This window comes from Desertivirga brevis, assembly GCF_017355835.1.
In genome coordinates, this window is record NZ_JAFEWF010000013.1 from 79,037 (window position 1) to 94,022 (window position 14,986).

A 14,986-nucleotide genomic window follows, 5' to 3' on the forward strand; every position below is an offset into this window, starting at 1 on the left:
TTGCCTTATTTATAACTCCTCCATCTGATGCTGACCGGGTATGATGACATGATTGAAGCCTACATCTTCCAACCTTCTCTTAAACAGCTTTTGGACGTCATACTCTCCATGTACAAGAAACAGCTTCTTAACTAGTTTAGGATCCTGGCAGGAAAGAAACTTCAATAGGTCTTCATAATCGCCGTGAGCACTCATTGACTTAATTACCTGCACCTCAGCTCGAACATCATACTCCTCTCCAAAGATCCTTACCACTTTCGCTCCATTGGTTAAGCGGCCTCCAAGAGATGTCGGTTCGGCATAGCCCACTATCAGTATGGTATTTTTCTCATTACCTATACTATTTTTAATATGATGTCTTATTCTTCCTGCCTCTGCCATTCCTGAAGACGATATGATTACGCAAGGACGTGGATCTGTATTTAGTGCTATAGATTCCTGGACTGTCTCTATAAACTTCAATCCTTTGAAATGAAATATATCGTCGTCGGTCTTCATAACCTGCTGTACATTACGGTTGTATTCTTCGGGATGTTCCTTAAGAACCTCTGTCGCCTTTTTAGATAAGGGGCTATCCACATAAAAAGGGATGTCAGGCAACTGCCCCTTCAATTCAAGAGCATTTAGGGCATAAAGCAACTCCTGAGTTCGTCCAACGCTAAAGGCTGGAATAATCACTTTTCCTCCCTTCACGACACAAGTCTGATGAATGATTTCCTTGAGTTGCCCTTCAATTGGTTCCAGGTCTTTATGTAAAGAATCGCCATAAGTGGATTCGATTAAGATGTAATCTGCCTGTGGGAATGTTGAAGGACTCCGAAGCAGCATATCTCCATATCTACCTACATCTCCGCTAAAGGTCAATTGGTTGAACTTTCCATCCTCTAGTATTGTAAGATGAACCGCTGCACTTCCGATTATATGCCCGGTGTCAGTGAGCCTTAACGTTACTCTTGGATCTATTTCAAAATCCTCATTATACTCAACGATTTTAAAAAGACTTAAGGCTTTAGTTACATCCTCATCAGTATACATGGGCTGTATGGGCTCCAATCCTTTCTTCAATCGGAGGGAATTCTCATATTCGGTATCCTGAACCTGAATATTTGCTGAGTCTGAAAGAAGGATCTTAGCCAGATCCATAGTTGGAGCTGTAGAATAAATAGTACCATTAAAGCCTTCTGCAACCATTTTAGGGATCAACCCACAATGGTCTATGTGGGCATGAGATAGGATAAGGCAATCTATAGAATCAGGGCGAAAGCCGAAGTGATCATTTAGTCCATCAGTTTCCTCTCCTAATCCCTGGAACATCCCGCAATCAAGCAGTATTTGAAAGCCGCTGTCAAGTTTTATTAAGTGTTTGCTGCCTGTTACATTACGTGCAGCTCCGTGAAACGTAATTCTCATTCTTTCCAATTTGGATTTAAACAACAAAGTAGTGGAGAAAGAGATTTATTATAAAATAACTAAAACATTAGTTCTATAACTAAGTTCTTAGTTATATACTTGGTATAGCAATTAGATACATGGAAATTAAAGAGTTAACAAAGGCGGAAGAGCAGGTAATGCAAGTACTATGGGAATTGGAAAAAGCATTCGTTAAAGAAATTATCGACCAGCTGCCTGATCCCAAACCTGCTTACAACACAATTTCAACGATTATAAGAATTCTTGAAACAAAAGGATTTGTAGATCACGAAGCATTTGGTAAAAGCCATCGATACTTCCCCTTAATCGGAAGAGAAGAATACAAGAGTTACGCTACCGAAAAATTGTTGAGTTCCTACTTCGGTAACTCTGTCGAAAACATGTTCTCCTTCTTCGTTAAGAAAGAGAAAATAGACCTCAAAGAGGCAGATGAAATAATCAAACTAATCGATAAACTCAAAAATAAATAGTTATGACTTTCCTAAATTTCCTTATCCAGGTAAATATCTACCTGACGCTGTTTTATCTGTTTTATGCAGTATTCCTAAAGAACGAAACATTCTTCAATGCTAACAGATTATACTTGATCTTAACCACACTACTTTCGGTGGCAATACCTACGTTAAAGCTTCCCTGGATCCTAAGGCTGCTGGAGACTGAGAAGGTTGAGGAGGTGACTCAAATTGTGATGTTATCCGCGGCACCTATTATCCTTAGGCCTGACTCTGCCGAATACAACCTTGGTTTTAGAGATTACATCATGATCATTTATTTTGCTGGTGTAATTGGCCTTACAATTCGATTTTTGATCCGTTTAATCGCCCTTTTTGTAATTACGCCTAAGGCAGGCAGTGCTTACTCCTTTTTCCATATAATAATAGTTTCTGATGAACTGGAAGGCAAGGACGCCATAATCGAGCACGAAAAAGTTCATCGCAGGCAGCTGCATTCTGCAGATGTCTTACTCTTTGAGCTAATGATAGTCTTCAATTGGTTGAACCCAGTTGTATATGCTTATAAAAAAGCTATAAAGTCTATCCATGAATTTATTGCTGATGAGATCTCCACACGAAATACTAATAAGGCTGACTACGCCCTGCTTTTGTTGGGAAGGGCTGTCGATGTGCCATCAAGACATCTGACTAATAATTTTTTCAATGATTCACTTTTAAAACGCAGGATAATAATGTTAAACAAAACCAAATCAAGAAAAGCAGCTATATTGAAATATGGCCTTTCAGCACCTTTATTTGCATTAATGTTGATCTTTTCCTCAGCAGTAATAGAGTCTGACGCTAAGGACGTAGGAACGATTGGAGCAATTAAACAACAGAAATTAACTACACTTGAAGTTCCTGCTCCGGAGGAATCGTCCAGAACAACAAATTCTACTATATCAACTGAAAGAAGACGACGGCTAACTGAAAACCAGAAACAAGATTTAGCTTCACAAGTCGCAAGAACTTCCTTAGCAATTATTCAAGCAGTTGCGGACAGTTCCATCTACGAGGTCGGTAATGTTGAAATACAGCCTCAATTCCCTGGTGGAATGCAAGCCTTCTACACGTTTGTAGGTAAAAACTTCACGTACCCAAAAGAAGCTCGCGAAAAAGGGGTTAAAGGCAGAATTATAATAAATTTTGTGGTAGAGCCTGACGGCCGTTTAACTAGCTTCAAAACGGTTCGGGATTTAAATTACGGAACAGGAGATGAGGCGATCAGAGTTCTTAAAACAAGTCCAAAATGGGAACCGGCCTTTCAAAATGGTAAACCTGTACGAGTTATGTATACGATTCCAATTATACTTAATATTGAACCTGATTCTAATAAAGAACTACGAATAAAGGGACCGGAACTTGACCATGCGTATATCCTTTTAGATGGCAAAAATATTACAGTAGCAGAATTTAGAAAAATTGACCCTCAGAATATAGAATCAATCAAGGTAATTAAAGATGATAAAGAAAAATTTAAAGAATATGGAGCGCCTGAAGATGCGACCGGAGTAATTATTATAAAACTTAAATAAATCTAAACCCTATAAAACACAAGAGCCCGGAAACATTGCTGTTTTCGGGCTCTTTTTTTCCTCCTTGCCTCGTAATGCAAAGCTAATCAATTTCTTCCTCTTTAAAAAACTTAGCGTTGAAATAATCACGACGCATTCTGTTGATATTTGTAAGAGAGATTTCTTTTGGACATTCAATTTCGCAGGCACCTGTATTGGTACAGCTTCCAAAGCCTTCTGCATCCATTTGAGCAACCATTGCCTGTACACGGCGGTAGCGCTCAGGCTGGCCTTGTGGTAATAAAGCTAACTGAGAAATTTTTGCTGACACGAACAAGGAAGCTGAAGCATTTTTACAAGCAGCTACACAAGCACCACACTGGATACAGGTTGCAGAGTTGAACGCCTCATCAGCAATAGTTTTAGGAATCGGAATTTCGTTAGCATCCGGAATACCACCAGTGTTAACTGATACGTATCCTCCTGCCTGCTGAATTCTGTCAAAGGCTGAACGATCTACAGCTAAGTCCTTGATTACAGGGAAGGCAGTTGCTCTCCATGGCTCGATTGTAATAGTCTCACCATCTTTAAAGCTACGCATGTGTAATTGACAAGTTGTAATTGCTCTTTTCGGGCCATGTGGTCTTCCGTTTATGTACAATGAACACATACCGCAAATACCTTCACGGCAATCGTGATCAAAGTGAATAGGATCCTCGCCTTTCTTTGTCAATCCCTCGTTCACTACATCCAGCATCTCCAGGAAAGACATGTCCTGTGATATATTATCAGCTTTGTAAGTAACAAATCCTCCCTTGTCGTTGGCATTCTTTTGTCTCCACACTTTAAGGGTTAAATTCATGTTTCCGCTCATCTTATTTTGAGTTTGGAAGTCCAAGGCTCAAGGTATCAAAATCAACCTCAAGCCTCAGGCCTCAGTCTTTTACTTATAACTACGTTGTGTTAATTTTACGTTCTCGTACACTAATGGTTCTTTGTGAAGTTCCTGAGGTACATTATCCCCCTTGTATTCCCAAGCAGCAACGTACGCGAATTCATCGTCATTACGCTTTGCTTCACCTTCTTCAGTCTGACTTTCTTCACGGAAGTGACCTCCGCAAGATTCAGCACGGTTTAACGCATCCCGAACCATTAATTCGCCAAGTTCAATGAAGTCAATCACGCGATGTGCTTTCTCCAACGACATATTGAACTCTTCATTCACTCCAAGAACTTTTGCATTTTTCCAGAAATCAGCTTTTAACTCCTGAATCAATCCAATCGCTTTAGTTAAGCCAGCTTCATTACGTGCCATTCCGCAGTACTCCCACATAATGTTTCCAAGCTCGCGGTGATACTCATCCACGGTTTTAGTTCCATTAAGAGAAAGGAGTCTCTTGATCGTATCTTCTACACCCTTTTTAGCCTCAGCGAAAGCAGGATGCTTGTCGTCTACAGGTTTTGGACCAATAGTAGCAAGATAATCTCCTAAAGTGTACGGGATTACAAAGTAACCATCAGCTAAACCCTGCATCAATGCAGAAGCCCCTAAACGGTTAGCTCCGTGGTCAGAGAAATTACACTCTCCTAAAGCATATAATCCAGGTACTGTAGTTTGCAAGTTATAATCTACCCAAAGTCCACCCATTGTGTAGTGAACTGCAGGATATATACGCATTGGCATCTCATACGGATTCTCGTCAGTGATCTGATAGTACATATCGAACAAGTTCCCGTACTTTGCTTCTACTGCCGCCTTGCCTAAACGTTTGATCGAATCAGCAAAGTCCAAGTATACTGCTTTACCAGAAGAACCAACGCCCCGACCATCATCAAATGCCTCTTTTGCATTACGGGAAGCTACGTCACGTGGTACCAGGTTACCGAAAGAAGGATATTTACGTTCTAAGAAGTAATCTCTGTCTTCTTCTTTAATATCGGCAGCTTTCAATTGTCCGTTACGAACTTTTTCAGCCATTTCACGAGTCTTTGGAACCCATACCCGACCGTCGTTACGTAAAGACTCAGACATCAATGTCAGCTTAGATTGATGGTCACCACTAACAGGGATACAAGTAGGGTGGATCTGAGTATAGCATGGATTGCCGAAGAAAGCTCCTTTTTTATGTGCACGCCAAATAGCTGTTGTATTGCTACCCATTGCATTTGTTGACAAGTAAAATACGTTTCCATATCCACCAGTACAAAGCAATACTGCGTGACCAGCATGAGATTCTATCTCTCCGGTGATCAGGTTACGTGTAATTACACCTTGTGCTTTTCCGTCAACTTTAACTATGTCCAACATTTCGTGACGATTATACATCTTCACTTTACCTTCATTGATCTGACGGTTTAAAGCTGAATAGGCGCCCAAAAGCAATTGTTGTCCGGTTTGGCCTCTGGCGTAGAAAGTACGGGATACCTGAGCACCACCGAATGACCGGTTGTCTAGCAAACCTCCGTATTCACGAGCAAAAGGAACACCTTGAGCCACACACTGGTCGATGATATCTACAGACACTTCAGCTAAACGATAAACGTTCGCCTCACGAGCACGATAATCGCCCCCTTTAATGGTATCGTAGAATAAACGATAAACTGAGTCACCATCATTACGATAGTTCTTGGCAGCATTCACACCTCCCTGAGCAGCGATAGAGTGAGCGCGACGAGGGCTATCTTGAAAACAAAAAGCTTTAACGTTATAACCAAGCTCGGCCAATGATGCTGCAGCTGATGCTCCAGCTAAACCCGTTCCAATTACGATTACAGTGTACTTACGCTTGTTAGCAGGGTTAACAAGCTTTAAGTTGAATTTATGTTTAGACCATTTTTCGGCCAACGGCCCTTCTGGTATTTTCGAATCTAAAATCATTTGAATTTTTTTTACTCCTCTTAATTTACCAATGAATTATTTAAAGAAGAAAAAGTATAAAGGCATTGCTGCAAAAATAGCAGGGATAATAATGCTAAACGCCCATAAGCCCAGGAAGTCAATTAAAGGCTTGTACTTGCTATGATCAAACCCAAGTGTCTGAAAGCCGCTCTGGAATCCATGATATAAGTGAAAGCCCATTGCAATCATAGAAATTACATAAAGAACAACATACCACCATTGCTTAAATGATTCACTTACAATCTTGTACAGATCTTTGGCAACTACAACTTCTGTCCCTTTCTGGGTATCAACATACTCAGAATGAACTAAGTGCTTTCCGTCGAAGGGCAGCTCTGTAACCTTTACGTCTGTAGCATCACTTAAGTTCATCTCGTATCTGGCATAAGGTAATTTACCCCAATGATACTGCGCCCAGAAGTTACTCATATGTACAACGATGAAGATTAAAAGAATAGTACCAAGTATACCCATGTTTCTTGAGCTCCAAGTACTATTGGCTTCACCTTTCGTTACTGCATACTCTATCGGCCGGGCCTTTTTGTTCGCAGTAGTTAAAATTAAAGCGTACACAGCATGTAAAATGATTGACGCGTACAGCAAATAGGAAACGATTTTAATAGGCGCGAAGTGAGTCATGAAGAATGAATACTCATTGAACGCTTTTCCACCATCATCTTTAAATAATTGAAGGTTACCTATGAGATGGACTACTAAGAACAGAGACAAAAACAGCCCTGTTAAGCCCATGATCAATTTCTTCCCCAACGTAGACGAGAAAGCTTTACTGAAATTGCTCATTACTTTTCTTGATTGATTTAATTAATTTTTCGGGATACAAAAGTATTTAATTAGGTCGAATATATACACTATGTAACAGGACTGTCAAAAGAATTACTTTATTTAGAAACGTTCTAAAATAAAAAGAACACCTGATCTAGATCATAATATTTTTGGTATTCTAATTTACTTTGAGAGTCTTTTTGAAAAAAAGAGTGTAATATTTTAGATTTTTACCACCTTTTTATCAACAATCCCAAATACTGCAGAAGAATCTCCTACTTCAACACAGAAATTACCAGTAAAACGACCAAAGGCAGGCAAAATAGCTTGTCGGAGTCCAAAATAGAAACAAGAAATCGTTAAACTTTGCCTTCCTCCACCCCTCAACTTTACTCCTGGGTGGATATGACCTGAAAAAACGTACTTATTTTCGATTTGTAACTGTCCTGCACCTAAGGGTTCATGAACAAAAGCAAACGTTGGAGTCTCGAACCGCTCAGTAATTTTAAATCCGGCCTCTTCATAATGTTGTTGAGGGAGAATATCATGATTGCCCTTTACCAAGATCATGTAAACTTCAGGGAACAGCCCACGCCAAAGTTGCAGCCAATTCCAGTCACTATTTATTTCACTATGAAAGAGATCTCCCAGGAAAATAACTTTCGAAGGTCTCCATTCATGTATCAAGTCAGATAGAGTACTTAGGTCTTCCTGCTCAAGAGTACGGGGAATAGCAATACCTGCCTTTCTAAAGTGGCCAACTTTTCCAATATGAAGGTCCGAAACAATTAAAGTTTTTTCTTCCTGCCAAAAAATAGCTTTTTGAGGAAGAAGGCAGAAGGTTTGTTCAAGAAATTTCCACTCCAGGCAATGCGCACTCATCATACAATTACAAAAATAAAAAAAGCCTTCTGCTTTAAACAGAAGGCTTTTCTAACTATGTTTTTTATTAATTCGACAAAGGTACAGTTAACATGATCTTTCCACCTTCCGGTGTAATACCATCCAGTCTCAACATGTTATTTTTAGAAGCACCTAGTGCTGCATTAATATCATCAACCTTATTAACTGGTTTGCCATTCATGCTTGTGATTATAGTACCGGCAGGAATTTCGTAATCCGAAAGTAACCCTCCAGGTTTAATATTTGATGCAACAAGTCCTGAATTAATTCCAAAACGCTGTTTTTGTGCACCAGTTACCGGAGTGAAGCTAGCGCCCAACTTATCAACTACAGCTTTAGAGGATAGGTTATTCGCCGTTTTTACAGTTTCCTCCCCTTTAAGCGTAACATTCACAGTTTTATCGTCACCACCGCGCTCATAGGTAAGCTGAACTTTGTCTCCGGGACGAAGTCTTCCAACCCTTTCCTGCAGGTCAGCAGAAGACATGATATTAGCTCCCTCAACTTTAGTAATAATATCACCTTCCTTAATTCCTGCAGCCGCCGCTCCTCCATTTGGCACCACGCTGTTAACATATAAACCATTTATACGTTTTACGCCGAGTTCTTTTGCTACACTTGCATTCAGCTCCCGGAAGGTAACTCCTACAAATCCACGCTTAACGCTACCGAACTTAATAAAGTCATCCATAATCTTTTTAGCAAGATTGATCGGAATAGCGAAGCCGTACCCTTCGTACGTTCCAGACTTTGATGCAATAGCCGAGTTAATGCCAATAAGCTCACCCTGAGCATTTACTAATGCGCCACCGCTATTTCCAGGGTTAATAGCTGCGTCAGTTTGGATAAAAGCCTCAATTGCAGAATTCACTCTTTGTTGCGGCTCCTCACCTTGTCTTGACCAGTTGTCAGGGTTATTTTGCTCACCAAGAATACCTATACTCCTTCCTTTCGCACTAACTATACCCGCAGTTACCGTTGAATTCAATGTCAGAGGATAACCTACTGCTAACACCCATTCGCCAATTTGTACATTATCAGAGTTACCGATTTTAACAACAGGCAGGTTAGAGCCAGTTACTTTCACTAATGCAAGGTCAGTATTGGGATCTCGTCCAATAACCTTTCCTTCAAAGGAGCGATTATCTGGAAGGATAACTTCAATTTTGCTCGCATTCTCTACTACGTGATTGTTTGTGACGATGTACCCATCATCACTTACAATAACCCCTGAGCCAGAAGCTACCTGAGGCATGCGCTGCATATTACGGGGTGACCCAAAAAAATCTCTGAACATATCGTCAAATGGATCCCCACTGCCACCGTTTCGTCCCCTGTTGGAAGCATTTGTGTTTCCATAAGTAGTTTGTATGTGAACTACTGCCGGAGTTACCGCTGCTGCAGCCTGAACAAAATCTACTTGTCCAGCGGATGAAACATTTAAAGGATTATTTGTAAAATATACTTTCTGTTTCTCGTCGATACTCATTTTTTCGGCGTACTTGGTTTCAACAAGCTTGTATCCGCCTATCGCCACTGCACCTCCAATAAATGCAGTTAAAAGTGTTACTCCTATTTTTTTCATACCTTATTTTTCCTCGTGTAAGTTTCTGTTTTCAAATTTAATACCAGTTAAACGGAATTTGCAATTTCCACATATTTCAAACCCTGTTAAAAATTGTTAAAAACCCGAATCCTGATAGAGAAGGATTATAATTGAAGCGCAATATCTCTATTTCTATCCACAAAATTCCTTCCACATTTTGTATTCTTGCTTTCATTTTAGTCAAAATAAGATCTCATAAGCTTATTCTTTTCGAACACATGAAACTTCATTTTTATAAATATCAGGGAGCAGGTAACGATTTTATTCTTGTTGACAACCGAAATTCCGTCATTAATCACAATGATCCATCTCTTATATCCTTTATATGTGATAGAAGATTTGGGATTGGTGGCGATGGAATGATGTTTCTTCAGAAAAAAGAGGGATTCGATTTCGAAATGGTTTACTACAACTCAGACGGTCAACCAAGTAGTATGTGTGGAAATGGGGGACGATGTATTGTGGCTTTTGCACATGACTTAGGAGTCATTAAACAGGAAACGAACTTTTTGGCAGTTGACGGTCCTCATCATGCCACAATTACAGCTAACAACAACTGGGTTAGCCTCCAAATGATAGATGTAAAAGAGGTAAAATCAGATGGGGATGCTACTGTATTAAATACGGGATCTCCGCACTATGTGCTCCCGACAGAGAAGCTAAAAGAGAAAAATGTTTATGAAGAAGGCAGAGCTATCCGCTATAATGACACCTATAAGAAGGAAGGTATTAATATCAACTTTGTGGAAGACCTGGGAGACCATTACTTCGTAAGAACCTATGAAAGGGGAGTTGAAGATGAAACTTTTGCTTGCGGGACAGGTGTAACGGCAGTAGCTCTGGCAATGGCTAAAAGGAAAAATCAAACAGGAACCCTAAGTACTCCAATAAAGGTATTGGGAGGGGATCTAAATATCCGTTTTGATTACGACGGCACTCTCTTCTCTAATATTTTCTTAGAAGGACCGGCAAAATTTGTATTCGAAGGAGATATTGAAATTTAATCCTTCCAACTCGTGCATAGTTAATTTTTCAGTCACCAAAGGAACTCCATAGTGAGTTCCTCAATCAACTTTACAATCCATACTTATTTTTCAGTTTCAAATAGTATATTCCTCAAAAAATATACTTTTGCACCTCTAACCGTATTTTTATGCATAGGACACATACCTGCGGCGAATTAAATATCAATGATTTAGGCAAAGAAGTTACCCTTGCAGGATGGGTACAAAAGTCACGCGACTTAGGAGGAATGACATTCGTGGATGTCCGTGACCGTTATGGAATAACTCAGCTATTATTCAACATGGATGAAGATGCTTCGTTATGTGAAGGAGCCCGCGGACTGTCACGTGAATTTGTAATTAAAGTGAGCGGCAAAGTGGTAGAAAGGACTAATAAAAATCCTAAGATGCTGACTGGCGATATCGAGATTAAAGTTTCCAGTCTGGAAATTTTGAATCCCGCTAAATTGCCTCCATTTCTTATCGAAGATGAGACTGATGGAGGAGATGAGTTGCGGATGAGATACCGTTATCTTGACCTTCGTCGTAATCCGGTTAGAAACAATTTAATTCTTCGCCATAAAATGGCTCAGGAGATCAGAAAATACTTGGATAACCAAGACTTCTTAGAGGTTGAGACTCCAGTGCTTATTAAATCTACTCCTGAAGGTGCGCGCGACTTCGTTGTTCCAAGCCGAATGAACCCTGGTGAATTTTATGCATTACCACAATCTCCTCAAACTTTTAAGCAATTATTGATGGTGTCGGGCTTTGACCGCTACTTTCAAATTGTTAAGTGTTTCAGGGATGAGGATTTACGCGCAGACAGACAACCCGAGTTCACGCAGATAGATTGTGAAATGGCTTTTATAGAGCAGGAAGATATATTAAACCTGTTCGAAGGATTGATACGACATCTATTCACAACCGTTAAAGGTGTTGATTTAGGGGAAGTTCCTCGAATGGTGTATGCTGACGCAATGAAGTACTACGGCTCAGATAAGCCTGACACCCGTTTTGGTATGAAATTCGTTGAACTAAACGACCTGGTAAAAGGTGCCGGTTTCCCTGTATTTGATAATGCAGAACTTGTTGTTGGAATTAATGCAAAGGGTTGTGCACCGTACACAAGAAAACAGGTTGATGAACTAACCGACTTTGTAAAACGTCCTCAGATCGGAGCAACTGGCCTTGTGTATTTAAGATACAATCAGGATGGTTCCCTAAAATCATCAGTAGATAAGTTCTTCAGCGAAGAGCAATTAAAAGCATGGGCAACTGCTTTCGAAGCAGAACCAGGGGACTTAATATTATTGATGGCAGGTCCCACGGAAAAAGTTAGAAAACAACTGAATGAGCTTCGCCTCGAGATGGGTACTCGTTTAGGCCTTCGTGATAAGAATAAATTTGCTCCACTCTGGGTGATAGATTTCCCGCTACTTGAGTGGGACGAAGAGCACGGTCGTTACCATGCAATGCACCATCCATTTACTTCACCAAAGCCAGAAGACATTGAACTATTAGATTCAAAACCGGGAGAAGTACGTGCGAATGCATACGATTTGGTAATTAACGGAACAGAAATTGGTGGTGGATCGATTCGTATCTATGAAAAAGGTTTGCAGTCCCTCATGTTTAAGCACCTTGGGTTTACTCCTGAAGAAGCACAAAAACAGTTCGGATTTCTCCTAGATGCCTTTGAATTCGGAGCTCCGCCTCACGGAGGTATTGCATTTGGCTTCGACCGCTTAGTTTCTATCTTCGCTGGTCTGGATTCAATTCGTGATGTGATCGCTTTCCCTAAAAATAATTCTGGCAGGGATGTAATGATCGATTCTCCAGCTACTATATCTGACGATCAATTAAAGGAGTTAAGTATTACCACAACCGTTTAACCTAATTCATAACTTCCATTAGTAGGATTTTCTCAACCATGGATGAAAACAGGTTAAACGACCTATCTCTAATAAAAAAAGCCTTCTAACTCCGGAAGGCTTTTTTATTAGGAATTAAACTAAACTATTTTATACAGAAAACTACCTGGACTACGCTTTTCAACTGTGGCAGATTAAATGATGCAACAGCCTGCATCTGCTCCGCCTCCTCCCTATCAACAGGATTGAACGCAAGCAGAGCAACAACTAATAACACGGGAATCAATAAAATGATAAAGGGAGATATGTTGTTGATTGAATTTTTCATGTCGTTGATCTTTAATACTTCAAAGCAACAACATATTATCCTTTCGAGAAAAACGTTTAGACTAACAGTTTAAATTTGTAGATAAACAATCAAGAGAGAAATTCGTCTACTAAAGGCCTGTTTGTCGATAAAAATTGGCAGTTCATCGAAGAACCAGTTCTGTGTCTAACATTTTTGTCTCATATTCGGTTACAGGATGTTTACTTTCAATAAGCTTTATAAGGAGTTCTGTTGCAGCCTGACCAATTTCAAATGCTGGCTGTCTAACTGCTGTAAGCGAAGGGCTAAAAAGATCAACCACATTGGAATTAGTAAATCCAGCTATTTTTATCGTTTCCCCAAAATCCGGAGCAAGTTTCTTCAACGCAAGAAGACAGCCGGTACTCAACTTGTCCTGAGCAATAAAAATAGCATCTGGCCGGTCTGGTAGTGACAAAAGATCAGACACAGCATGTTCTACTTCATTTTGTAATTCGCCGGCATACTCACAATACTTTACATATCTCTCATCAAATGGAAGGCCATGGCTCTCAAGCGCCGACTTATAACCTTCAAAACGCTCCTTAGTTATAGATAAATGGGCAGCATTAGTGATATGAGCAATCCTTTTTTTTCCAAGACTAATCAGATAATCTGTAGCATCGAAGCCACCTTTAAAATTGTTGGCAATTACTTTATGAGTCTGGATCTCTTCTGAAACCCTATCGAAAAAAACTATTGGAAGCCCTTTACTATTAAGGCTTTTTAACAAAGAAACGTCAGCAGTTTCTGATGAAAGGGAAATCAATAACCCATCGACCGACCGCGAAGCAAGATGTTGCACGTTTACAATCTCTCTTTCATAAGATTCATTACTTTGGGTAATGATAACGTTGTAACCAGCACTATAAGCAATAGATTCAATTCCGTTTATAGCTTGAGAGAAAAAGTTATTAGCAATTTCACAAACAACAATTCCAATCGAATGGCTGCGTCGCTCCTTTAGACTTAAAGCTATAGGGTTTGGTTTATAGTTAATTTTTGCTGCATAATCCAAAACAATCTTCTTCGTTTCCTCACTAATCTCATATCCGCCCCTAAGAGCTCGGGAAACAGTCGAAGTGGAGAGTCCCAGGGCCTTAGCAATATCCTTTATAGTTATTGTTTCAAACTTCATTAGCTTGTGTGTACAGTCGAAAGTAGTAAAAAAATCACAAGGAACAATACCCCTGTAAATGCATTAGCCAGCAGCGGTACTAATACACTGCCGGCTAATTACTTATGAAATTAATGATCGAAGCAATTGTTTTAAGCAATTACATAGCCTGCACTACATAATGCAAAAAGGATACTATTTTTATTTACTCATTTGCTGCTTTTCCAAGAGTTGCTAAAATTCCTCCGTCAACATAAAGTATGTGTCCGCTAACAAAGTCTGAGGCTTTCGCCGAAAGGAAAATAGCAGCGCCCTGTAAGTCTTCGGGTTCCCCCCAACGGGCAGCAGGGGTACGACTTATAATGAAATCATTGAAGGGATGGCCGTCAACCCTGATCGGCGCAGTTTGAGTTGTTGCAAAATAGCCAGGACCTATTCCATTTACTTGAATATTAAACTGCGCCCACTCTGTTGCAAGATTTTTTGTAAGCATCTTCAGGCCGCCCTTTGCAGCAGCATATGCACTAACAGTTGCCCGTCCCAGTTCACTCATCATCGAACAGATGTTGATAATTTTACCAGCACGTCTCTCAACCATGTATTTACCCACTGTTTTAGACATGATGAAAGGTCCCGTAAGGTCAATTTTTATTACCTGTTCCCAGTCCGCAACTTCCATTTCAAGTACGGGGATCCGCTTAATGATCCCTGCATTATTTACCAGAATATCAATTGGGCCTACCTCCTGCTCAATTTGGCTCACGGCACTAATCGCAGCTTTTTCGTCTGTTACATCAAATTGGTAACCTAAAGCATCTATTCCGTTAGATTTATATTCTGCTATAGCCGCATCCAATTTCTCTTGAGAGATATCATTTATAATAATCTGAGCACCAGCCTTAGCAAGCCCTGTGGCCATAGACATTCCTAAACCGTGTGTTGCCCCAGTAATAAGAGCTCTTTTTCCTGTTAAATCAAATAGAGATACCGACATAATTCAATATTTAATGGTTTA

13 protein-coding genes are annotated in these 14,986 nt (G+C 40.0%); 4 read left to right on the forward strand and 9 right to left on the reverse strand.

Annotation, left to right across the window (positions count from 1 at the left end; all coding sequences use genetic code 11):
- Positions 1 to 9 precede the first annotated feature (9 nt).
- On the reverse strand, positions 10 to 1,410 hold the full coding sequence (locus tag J4N25_RS24355; RefSeq protein WP_207424505.1) for an MBL fold metallo-hydrolase RNA specificity domain-containing protein: 1,401 nt from the start codon (positions 1,408 to 1,410) through the stop codon (positions 10 to 12).
- A 119-nt stretch (positions 1,411 to 1,529) separates the two neighbouring features.
- Here J4N25_RS24355 and J4N25_RS24360 point away from each other — a divergent pair, with 119 nt between their 5' ends.
- Both J4N25_RS24360 and J4N25_RS24365 read left to right on the forward strand, forming a co-directional pair.
- Complete coding sequence (locus tag J4N25_RS24360) at positions 1,530 to 1,901, forward strand: BlaI/MecI/CopY family transcriptional regulator (protein ID WP_207424506.1); 372 nt, start codon at positions 1,530 to 1,532, stop codon at positions 1,899 to 1,901.
- A 2-nt stretch (positions 1,902 to 1,903) separates the two neighbouring features.
- On the forward strand, positions 1,904 to 3,460 hold the full coding sequence (locus J4N25_RS24365; protein WP_207424507.1) for an energy transducer TonB: 1,557 nt from the start codon (positions 1,904 to 1,906) through the stop codon (positions 3,458 to 3,460).
- An 82-nt stretch (positions 3,461 to 3,542) separates the two neighbouring features.
- Here J4N25_RS24365 and J4N25_RS24370 read toward each other — a convergent pair whose 3' ends face one another.
- From J4N25_RS24370 to J4N25_RS24390, 5 genes are all read right to left on the reverse strand, one after another.
- Positions 3,543 to 4,313, reverse strand: a complete 771-nt coding sequence (locus J4N25_RS24370; protein ID WP_242696016.1) for a succinate dehydrogenase/fumarate reductase iron-sulfur subunit — start codon at positions 4,311 to 4,313, stop codon at positions 3,543 to 3,545.
- A 69-nt stretch (positions 4,314 to 4,382) separates the two neighbouring features.
- Positions 4,383 to 6,317: a fumarate reductase/succinate dehydrogenase flavoprotein subunit gene (locus tag J4N25_RS24375; protein ID WP_207424509.1), complete on the reverse strand. Its 1,935-nt coding sequence runs from the start codon at positions 6,315 to 6,317 to the stop codon at positions 4,383 to 4,385.
- 36 nt (positions 6,318 to 6,353) lie between these two features.
- Entirely contained in the window at positions 6,354 to 7,139 is a 786-nt protein-coding gene (locus J4N25_RS24380) for a succinate dehydrogenase cytochrome b subunit (protein WP_207424510.1), read from the reverse strand.
- A gap of 204 nt (positions 7,140 to 7,343) precedes the next feature.
- Positions 7,344 to 8,006 (reverse strand): ligase-associated DNA damage response endonuclease PdeM, encoded by a 663-nt coding sequence (gene pdeM, locus J4N25_RS24385; RefSeq protein ID WP_242696017.1) that lies wholly within the window; start codon positions 8,004 to 8,006, stop codon positions 7,344 to 7,346.
- Positions 8,007 to 8,070: 64 nt separating this feature from the next.
- Positions 8,071 to 9,609 (reverse strand): Do family serine endopeptidase, encoded by a 1,539-nt coding sequence (locus J4N25_RS24390; RefSeq protein ID WP_207424511.1) that lies wholly within the window; start codon positions 9,607 to 9,609, stop codon positions 8,071 to 8,073.
- A gap of 239 nt (positions 9,610 to 9,848) precedes the next feature.
- On the opposite strand from J4N25_RS24390, the gene dapF reads away from it, so the two are divergent.
- Both dapF and aspS read left to right on the forward strand, forming a co-directional pair.
- Positions 9,849 to 10,634, forward strand: a complete 786-nt coding sequence (gene dapF / locus J4N25_RS24395) for a diaminopimelate epimerase (protein ID WP_207424512.1) — start codon at positions 9,849 to 9,851, stop codon at positions 10,632 to 10,634.
- 149 nt (positions 10,635 to 10,783) lie between these two features.
- Positions 10,784 to 12,529, forward strand: a complete 1,746-nt coding sequence (gene aspS, locus J4N25_RS24400; protein WP_207424513.1) for an aspartate--tRNA ligase — start codon at positions 10,784 to 10,786, stop codon at positions 12,527 to 12,529.
- A gap of 124 nt (positions 12,530 to 12,653) precedes the next feature.
- Here the strand turns inward: aspS and J4N25_RS24405 are convergent, their stop codons facing one another.
- The 3 genes from J4N25_RS24405 to J4N25_RS24415 all read right to left on the reverse strand — a co-directional run bounded on the left by J4N25_RS24405 (position 12,654) and on the right by J4N25_RS24415 (position 14,965).
- Positions 12,654 to 12,836: a hypothetical protein gene (locus J4N25_RS24405; protein ID WP_207424514.1), complete on the reverse strand. Its 183-nt coding sequence runs from the start codon at positions 12,834 to 12,836 to the stop codon at positions 12,654 to 12,656.
- Between the two features lie 142 nt (positions 12,837 to 12,978).
- Positions 12,979 to 13,992, reverse strand: a complete 1,014-nt coding sequence (locus tag J4N25_RS24410) for a LacI family DNA-binding transcriptional regulator (RefSeq protein WP_207424515.1) — start codon at positions 13,990 to 13,992, stop codon at positions 12,979 to 12,981.
- 184 nt (positions 13,993 to 14,176) lie between these two features.
- Positions 14,177 to 14,965, reverse strand: coding sequence for a gluconate 5-dehydrogenase (locus tag J4N25_RS24415; RefSeq protein WP_207424516.1), 789 nt, complete (start codon positions 14,963 to 14,965; stop codon positions 14,177 to 14,179).
- Between the last annotated feature and the right edge of the window lie 21 nt (positions 14,966 to 14,986).

Coding starts and splice junctions, on each gene's coding strand:
- J4N25_RS24355 (WP_207424505.1), bottom strand. CDS start 1,410: ATGAGAATTACGTTTCACGGAGCTGCACGTAATGTAACAGGCAGCAAA.
- J4N25_RS24360 (WP_207424506.1), top strand. CDS start 1,530: ATGGAAATTAAAGAGTTAACAAAGGCGGAAGAGCAGGTAATGCAAGTA.
- J4N25_RS24365 (WP_207424507.1), top strand. CDS start 1,904: ATGACTTTCCTAAATTTCCTTATCCAGGTAAATATCTACCTGACGCTG.
- J4N25_RS24370 (WP_242696016.1), bottom strand. CDS start 4,313: ATGAGCGGAAACATGAATTTAACCCTTAAAGTGTGGAGACAAAAGAAT.
- J4N25_RS24375 (WP_207424509.1), bottom strand. CDS start 6,317: ATGATTTTAGATTCGAAAATACCAGAAGGGCCGTTGGCCGAAAAATGG.
- J4N25_RS24380 (WP_207424510.1), bottom strand. CDS start 7,139: ATGAGCAATTTCAGTAAAGCTTTCTCGTCTACGTTGGGGAAGAAATTG.
- pdeM (WP_242696017.1), bottom strand. CDS start 8,006: ATGATGAGTGCGCATTGCCTGGAGTGGAAATTTCTTGAACAAACCTTC.
- J4N25_RS24390 (WP_207424511.1), bottom strand. CDS start 9,609: ATGAAAAAAATAGGAGTAACACTTTTAACTGCATTTATTGGAGGTGCA.
- dapF (WP_207424512.1), top strand. CDS start 9,849: ATGAAACTTCATTTTTATAAATATCAGGGAGCAGGTAACGATTTTATT.
- aspS (WP_207424513.1), top strand. CDS start 10,784: ATGCATAGGACACATACCTGCGGCGAATTAAATATCAATGATTTAGGC.
- J4N25_RS24405 (WP_207424514.1), bottom strand. CDS start 12,836: ATGAAAAATTCAATCAACAACATATCTCCCTTTATCATTTTATTGATT.
- J4N25_RS24410 (WP_207424515.1), bottom strand. CDS start 13,992: ATGAAGTTTGAAACAATAACTATAAAGGATATTGCTAAGGCCCTGGGA.
- J4N25_RS24415 (WP_207424516.1), bottom strand. CDS start 14,965: ATGTCGGTATCTCTATTTGATTTAACAGGAAAAAGAGCTCTTATTACT.